Source organism: Mycobacterium sp. 2YAF39, from assembly GCF_052114565.1.
GTDB lineage: Bacteria > Actinomycetota > Actinomycetes > Mycobacteriales > Mycobacteriaceae > Mycobacterium.
Genome location: NZ_JBFREZ010000006.1, coordinates 395901 through 402758, shown reverse-complemented (window position 1 = coordinate 402758; position 6858 = coordinate 395901). Strand labels below are relative to the sequence as shown.

The 6858-nt window shown below is 65.9% G+C and carries 8 protein-coding genes and 1 tRNA gene; 4 read left to right on the top strand and 5 right to left on the bottom strand.

Features of this window, described 5'->3' with window-relative positions:
- Window positions 1–183: 183 nt before the first annotated feature.
- From wzm to AB4Z42_RS19750, 4 genes are read right to left on the bottom strand one after another with little or no spacing between them, the layout of a single operon-like run.
- A complete protein-coding gene (gene wzm, locus AB4Z42_RS19765) occupies window positions 184–1014 on the bottom strand; it encodes a galactan export ABC transporter permease subunit Wzm/RfbD (protein WP_442010890.1) in 831 nt (276 codons plus the stop codon).
- Entirely contained in the window at window positions 1011–1943 is a 933-nt protein-coding gene (gene glfT1, locus AB4Z42_RS19760; protein WP_442010889.1) for a galactofuranosyltransferase GlfT1, read from the bottom strand. Before glfT1 ends, wzm begins: the two co-directional genes overlap by 4 nt.
- Window positions 1936–2754, bottom strand: a complete 819-nt coding sequence (gene wzt / locus AB4Z42_RS19755) for a galactan export ABC transporter ATP-binding subunit Wzt/RfbE (RefSeq protein WP_442010916.1) — start codon at window positions 2752–2754, stop codon at window positions 1936–1938. The genes glfT1 and wzt overlap by 8 nt, the downstream gene beginning before the upstream one ends.
- A gap of 18 nt (window positions 2755–2772) precedes the next feature.
- Window positions 2773–3273: a bacterial proteasome activator family protein gene (locus tag AB4Z42_RS19750; protein WP_442010888.1), complete on the bottom strand. Its 501-nt coding sequence runs from the start codon at window positions 3271–3273 to the stop codon at window positions 2773–2775.
- A 280-nt stretch (window positions 3274–3553) separates the two neighbouring features.
- Between AB4Z42_RS19750 and AB4Z42_RS19745 the strand changes: the two genes are divergently transcribed.
- Window positions 3554–4750 carry a cysteine desulfurase-like protein gene (locus AB4Z42_RS19745; RefSeq protein WP_442010887.1) on the top strand — a complete coding sequence of 399 codons (1197 nt, stop codon included), beginning with the start codon at window positions 3554–3556 and terminating at the stop codon, window positions 4748–4750.
- Between the two features lie 9 nt (window positions 4751–4759).
- Here AB4Z42_RS19745 and AB4Z42_RS19740 read toward each other — a convergent pair whose 3' ends face one another.
- Window positions 4760–5743: an NAD(P)H-quinone oxidoreductase gene (locus AB4Z42_RS19740; RefSeq protein ID WP_442010886.1), complete on the bottom strand. Its 984-nt coding sequence runs from the start codon at window positions 5741–5743 to the stop codon at window positions 4760–4762.
- A gap of 78 nt (window positions 5744–5821) precedes the next feature.
- Between AB4Z42_RS19740 and AB4Z42_RS19735 the strand changes: the two genes are divergently transcribed.
- The 3 genes from AB4Z42_RS19735 (at window position 5822) to AB4Z42_RS19725 (ending at window position 6824) form a co-directional block, all read left to right on the top strand.
- Window positions 5822–6334: a MarR family winged helix-turn-helix transcriptional regulator gene (locus AB4Z42_RS19735; protein ID WP_442010885.1), complete on the top strand. Its 513-nt coding sequence runs from the start codon at window positions 5822–5824 to the stop codon at window positions 6332–6334.
- A gap of 18 nt (window positions 6335–6352) precedes the next feature.
- Window positions 6353–6442 (top strand) — tRNA-Ser (locus AB4Z42_RS19730).
- 31 nt (window positions 6443–6473) lie between these two features.
- A complete protein-coding gene (locus tag AB4Z42_RS19725; protein WP_442010884.1) occupies window positions 6474–6824 on the top strand; it encodes a hypothetical protein in 351 nt (116 codons plus the stop codon).
- Window positions 6825–6858: the final 34 nt, after the last annotated feature.

The following is a 6858-nucleotide window of genomic DNA, read 5'->3' as shown; positions in this document are numbered from 1 at the left end:
GGCGGCGTTCTCCACCCGCGCCCACGCCCCCACCGCAGCCGGGACACGGCTCCCGGTGGCCGCCTCGACAAGTTGATCGAACATACTTTCGACACTACGCACGGTGCCGACACGAAACCACCAGCTCAACACCAGCCTGTGGATRAAAACGCGATTGGGGATAACTTCTGCCGCGCGGCCGGGCTAGACCCAGTAGGCCACGCGTGACCGGTACTGCCGCATCGCGAGCGCAGCGAGTGTCCACCCGACGATCGTCAGCACGATGACCACCACCCAGTGGTGTAATTCCTGGTCCGCACCGAGCAGTGGCGCTCGCACGATGTCCAGATAGTGCAGGAGCGGATTCAGTTGAACGATCTTGGTGTACTGGCCGGCGCCCTGCTGCTGCAGTGTCGACTCGTTCCAGATGATCGGCGTCATGAAGAACAGCAACTGGACGATGCTGAACAGCAGAGGTCCGATGTCGCGATACCGAGTGGCCAGGATGCCGAAGCACAGCGATACCCATACGCAGTTCAGCACGATCAGTCCCAACGCCGGGATGACCGCGAGGTCGGTCCACTTCCACGGCTTCGGATAGATGAACGCGATGACCACGAAGATGATCATGTTGTGGCCGAACAGGATGATCTGCCGCCACACCAGGCGGTACACGTGAACCGACAGCGGCGTCGGAAGTTGTTTTATCAAGCCCTCATTCGCGATGAACACCTCGGCGCCCTCAAGGATCGAGGCGTTGATGAGGTTCCAGACGATGAGGCCGAGCGTGATGTAGGGCAGGTGCTCCTCGAGTGGGAGCTTGAACAGCTTGGAGTACAACAACCCCATGGCCACCGCCGTGGCGCCGGTCGCAATCGTGATCCAGAACGGCCCGAGCACCGAACGGCGGTACCGCTGTTTGATGTCCTGCCAGCCAAGGTGAAACCACAACTCGCGCTTGCCGAAGCCGGCGACCAGGTCTCCCCAGGCGCGTGCCATCGTCTTCGACTGCGCGGCGGCGTCGGTGAACGTCATCTCTTCTTCCCGTCACTTCGCTCGCCCAGGTGTGGAGGCCTCCCGAACCTTTCCTTACGACCCATGCGCCGCAACCGAATCCATTCGGCCAGACCGGCGGGATCGCGCCGCGACACCAGGAAATACCAGCCGAACCGCACCCACTCCTGGAACAGAAGCCGCCGCAAACCGGGCTGCGACAGCAGATAACCGCGGTTGCGATACGTGAAGAACCGCTTGGCCGTGTCGTCGGGATACTGCGTGTGCATCCGGCCGCCAAGAATCGGCTTGAACTCGTCGCCGCCCTGCGGGTGCAGATAGGTGGCGTTCAGACATGTGCCGAACGGCAGCCCCGAACGCGCAAGGCGGCGGTGCAATTCCGTCTCGTCGCCCCGCACGAACAGCCGGAGATCGGGCACTCCGATGGCCTCCAACGTCGACGCGCGGAACAGCGCGCCGTTGAAGAAGGACGCGATCCCCGCCAACAGATCATCTGATGCGTCGGTGCGCAACTCCTCGACCCGCCGCCGCCACACCAGTCCGCGACGCAACGGAAACGCCAGCCGCCCTGGATCGTTCATATCGCACACCATCGGCGACACTTCGGCCAGGCCGTGTTTGGCGGCGCACGCCAGCAGCGCGCCAAGCACCTCGGAATCGGACGGCCGCCCGTCATCGTCGGCCAACCACACCCAGTCGGCGCCAAGCGCGAGTCCGTGCAGCATGCCCAGTGCGAAACCGCCTGCGCCGCCGAGGTTTCGGCGTGAACCGATGTACGTCGTCGCAATGGGCTGGCCTGAGACCAGCTCGGCGACGCGCGGATCGTTGTCGTTGTCGACGACGATCAGATGGTCCGGTGTGCGGGTCTGCGCCGACACCGCCTCCAGGGACTTGGCCAGTTCGTCGGGACGGCGGTGCGTGACGACGACGGCGCACACCGCGTCACTCATCGGGGACCGTAGCCGGCCAATCCGAGCGGTGTTCGTCGAGGACTTCGCGCACATGACGGGCGGCGTCCTCGCCCTCGTACGCGCGCACGACGTCCTCGATACCGCCGGTCATCTTGATGGTGCCGTGGTCGATCCACATCGCGGTCTTGCAGAGGCGCGCCAAGAACTCGTTGGAGTGGCTGGCGAACACCAGGATGCCGGAGCGCTCGACGAGGCTCTGCAACCGCGACTGCGCCTTCTTCAGGAAGTCGGCGTCCACCGCGCCGATGCCCTCGTCGAGCAAGAGGATCTCGGGGTCGATGCTGGTGACCACGCCCATCGCCAAGCGCACCCGCATGCCGGTGGAATACGTGCGCAGCGGCATGGACAGGTAGTCGCCCAGTTCGGTGAAGTCCGCGATCTCGTCGACCTTGGCCAGCATCTGCTTGCGCGTCTGCCCGAGGAACAGCCCGCGGATGATGATGTTCTCGAAGCCGGTGATCTCGGGATCCATCCCGACCCCGAGATCGAACACCGGGGCCACCCGTCCGGTCACCGTCGCAACCCCGCGGGTCGGCTCGTAGATCCCCGACAGCAACCGCAGCAGTGTCGACTTTCCCGCGCCGTTGTGGCCGACCAGGCCGACGCGGTCGCCCAGCTCCAGCGACATCGTGATGTCGCGCAGCGCTTCGATCACGACGACGTTGGACTCGTTGCGGCCGATCGCACCGCCGGCCTTCCCGAGGAACGCCTTCTTCAACGACCGCGACTTGGCGTCGAAGATGGGAAATTCCACCCACGCGTTGCGCGTCTCGATGTGCGGGCCCACCAGCCGACTCCTACCCGAATGTCACAGGTACTGGCCGGTTCCGGGGCCGCGAGGCCCGGCGACTCCCGGAGGCAGCGCGCCCTGACCCCGCATCTGCTCCAGCTGCTGGCGCGCGGCCATCTGCTGGGCGAACAAAGCGGTCTGGATGCCGTGGAACAAGCCTTCCAACCAGCCCACCAACTGGGCCTGTGCGATCCGAAGCTCGGCGTCGGACGGCACCCCGTCGTCGGTGAACGGCAGCGTCAGGCGTTCGAGCTCTTCGCGCAGCTCGGGGGCCAGTCCGTCCTCGAGCTCGGCGATGCTGGTCCGGTGGATCTCGCGCAGCTTGTTGCGGCTCGCGTCGTCGAGCGGGGCCGCGCGCACCTCCTCGAGCAGCTGCTTGATCATCGTGCCGATCCGCATCACCTTCGCAGGCTGCTCGACCAGGTCGGTCAGCGATTTGCCGCCGTCGCCATCCTCCATCGCAGCGCGTGGATCGCCGCCGATGATCTCGATGCCGTCGTCGTCGCTATTGGCTGTCATGTACCTCTCCGCGTCCTTCAAACCCTCACGTCTTTAGCGACACTATCCCGTCAGGCTTGACCGGCCCGTCGGGCCGCCCACCGCGACGATTGCTCCTAGGTCAGCAGCAACGAGGGCGGTAGGACAGTGGTATGACCACTCCGAACCCAAACCGCACTGGACTAGTATTGCTGGCCAGGTGACCCGCGCGGGCCCGGCTGGGACAGCAACGGGGCACACCCGGTCATCGTCCGAGATCGTGTCCGGTGGTGCAATTCACAGACGCTTAAGGTGGGCTGGCATGGCATACGACGTCGCCCGGGTGCGTGGTCTGCACCCGTCTCTGGGCGATGGTTGGGTGCATTTCGACGCACAGAACGGCATGCTCCTTCCCGATGCCGTGGCCAGGGCCGTTTCCACCGCCTTCCGTGGTTCTATGCCCACTCCTGCCGGACCTCACCCCTCGGCGCAGCGCAGTGCGGCTGTGCTGACGGCTGCCCGCCAGGCGGTGGCCGATCTGGTCGGCGCCGACCCCGAGGGGGTCGTGCTCGGTTCCGACCGCGCGGTCCTGCTTACGACGCTGGCCGACTCGTCGTCGGCCCGGGTCGGTCTGGGCTACGAGATGGTGGTCACCCGCCTCGACGACGAAGCGAACATCGCCCCGTGGCTGCGGGCAGCTAACCGCTATGGCGCCAAGGTCAAGTGGGGCGAAGTCGACATCGAGACCGGCGAACTGCCCAACTGGCAGTGGGAGGGCCTGATCACGGCGCCGACCCGGCTTGTCGCAATCACCTCGGCCTCTTCGACATTGGGCACCGTCACCGATCTGCGGGCGGTGACGAAGCTGGTCCACGACAACAGCGGACTGGTCGTCGTCGATCATTCCGCCGCCGCGCCGTACCGGCTGATCGACATCGACGAGATCGACGCGGACGTGGTCGCGGTCAACGCGCTGGCGTGGGGCGGACCGCCGATCGGTGCCCTCGTGTTCCGCGACCCCTCGGTCATCGACTCCTTCAGCTCGGTCTCGTTGAACCCCTACGCACGCGGCCCGGCGCGACTGGAGGTCGGTGCGCACCAGTTCGGCCTGCTCGCGGGCGTCGTCGCCAGCATCGAATACCTGGCCTCGCTCGACGAGACGGCGCACGGCACGCGTCGCGAAAGACTGGCGCTGTCAATGCAATCGGCGTCGTCCTACATGAGCCGGCTGTTCGACTACCTGCTGATGTCATTGCGGTCGCTGCCCGCGGTCATGGTGATCGGGCGACCCGAAATGCGGATTCCCGTCTTGAGTTTCGCGGTCAGCGACGTCCCCGCCGAGCGGGTGGTGCAGCGGCTGGCCGACAACGGCGTCCTTGCGATCGCCAACGCCGGGTCACGGGTGCTCGACGCGATCGGCGTCAACGACATCGGGGGCGCAGTCACGGTGGGACTGGCCCACTACACGACCACTGCCGAGGTCGATCAGCTGGTCCGCGCGCTCGCGTCGCTGGGCTGAGCCCGGCCGCTAATCCGCCACCCGCAGAACGACTTTCCCGGAAACATCGCCGGATTCCAGCAGTTCGTGCGCGGCGCCTGCCTCTTCGATCCCGAACTCGGCGCCGATGATCGGATGCACCTGGCCGTCGGCGATCATCGGCCAGACGTTGGCGACAACCTCGGCGACGACGTCGGCCTTGCTGCCGCGACCGCTGACCGGACGAGCGCGCAGCGCGGTCGCGATCACCCCGGCCCGCTTGCCGAGTAGCTTGGCGATGTTCAGCTCGGCTTTGATACCGCCCTGCATGCCGATGATCACAAGTCGACCGTCGGGAGCGAGGGCGTCCACATTGCGGTCGAGATACGCCGCGCCCATGATGTCGAGGATCACATCGGCCCCGGCCCCGCCGGTCTCGGCACGGATCCGCTCCACGAAGTCCTCATCGCGGTAATTGATGGTGATCTCGGCGCCGAGCTCGGCACACAGGTCCAGTTTGTTGGGTGCCCCGGCCGTGATCGCCACCCGGCTCCCGAGTGCCCGGGCAATCTGGATCGCGTGGGTGCCGATCCCGCTGGACCCGCCGTGGACGAGGACCAGCTGTCCGGCTGCCAGCCCCGCGGTCATGACCAGGTTCGACCACACCGTGCACGCGACTTCGGGCAACGCGGCGGCGTTGTGGAGCGCCACCGTGCCCGGAATCGGCATGACCTGCCCGGCAGGCGCGGCGACGTACTCGGCGTAGCCGCCGCCGGCGAGCAAAGCGCATACCGGTTGCTCGACGTCCCAGCCGGTCACCCCGTCGCCAAGCCCCGCGACCGTGCCGGACACTTCCAGTCCGAGAATCTCGCTCGCCCCGGGAGGCGGCGGGTACTTGCCGGCTGCCTGCAACAGGTCCGCGCGATTCACACCCGCGGCGCTGACCTTGATCAGCACCTCACCCTCACCGGGGGAGATGTCAGTAACTTCTTGCCAGGTCAGTCGGCCTTTGCTGGTGGCCATGATCGCTTGCATTCAATTAAGGCTACTACCCTGCGGAAACAGTCTGATTATTTAGGCCCCAGCAACGCCTCAGAGATTTACCATAGCCGGATGGAGCAGATCATCGCGGGGCGTACGGCCAGTGATATGCCGGGGTTGGACATCGCTGAACAGAGGTCGTGGCAAAACTTCCTGGATTCGGCGTTACGGATGTACGCCACGCTGAACAGGGCGCTCATGGACGCGCACCAGTTGACCCTCAACGATGTGCGATTGCTCGACATCCTGGACAAATCCGCCACGGGGGCATCGCGCATGGGGGATCTGGCCGACGGCTTGATGTCGCTGCCCAGTCGCGTTACCCGCCAGATACGCCGGCTGGAGATGCAGGGCCTCGTGCGTCGCGGTGCAAGTCCCGACGACGGCCGCGGAGTGCTCGCCATCATCACCGACGACGGCAGGATCGCGGTGCGGGAGGCGATGGCGACCTACGGCGAGGGCGTGCGGGCCCATTTCCTCTGCCGGTTGTCGCGGCCGCAGATCGCGGCGATGGGGGAGAACTGCAGACGCATCAGCGTCGCGCTCAAGACTGCGGCACCGCCCGCGAAACTCGGCCGGGTCTAGCCCAGTACCCTTATCGACGGTGGCGTGGCAGAGCGGCCTAATGCACTCGCCTTGAAAGCGAGAGACGGCCAAAACCGTCCGGGGGTTCAAATCCCTCCGCCACCGCCACGTGGCAACCAAAAGGCAGTAATCTTCCTCCATGAGCGCGACGGTGGGGGCCGTGATCGGTGTGTCGGCGCTGGCCCTGTTCTTTGTGGTCCTGGTGGGGTGGCTGTTGTGGAGTAGCCGCATCAGCGAACGCGGTTCTGCCGAGGCCCGATACCGCCAAAGCCACAAAGAACTGCACAGCCCACGCAACCGTCGGGTGATGAAAGCCAAAGAGCGCCGCAACATGTGGGCGGCCGGGTCGGCGGGCGCCGCCGGTACGGGCTACTTCGGCCCCGGTAGCGGATGTGGCGCCAACGGATGTGGTGGTGGAGGATTCGGCGCCGGATGTGGCGGAGGCGGATGTGGTGGGGGCGGCGGCGGATGTGGCGGTGGCGGCAGCTAGCAATGGAATTGGCACCCGAAATCGCCTTCTGATT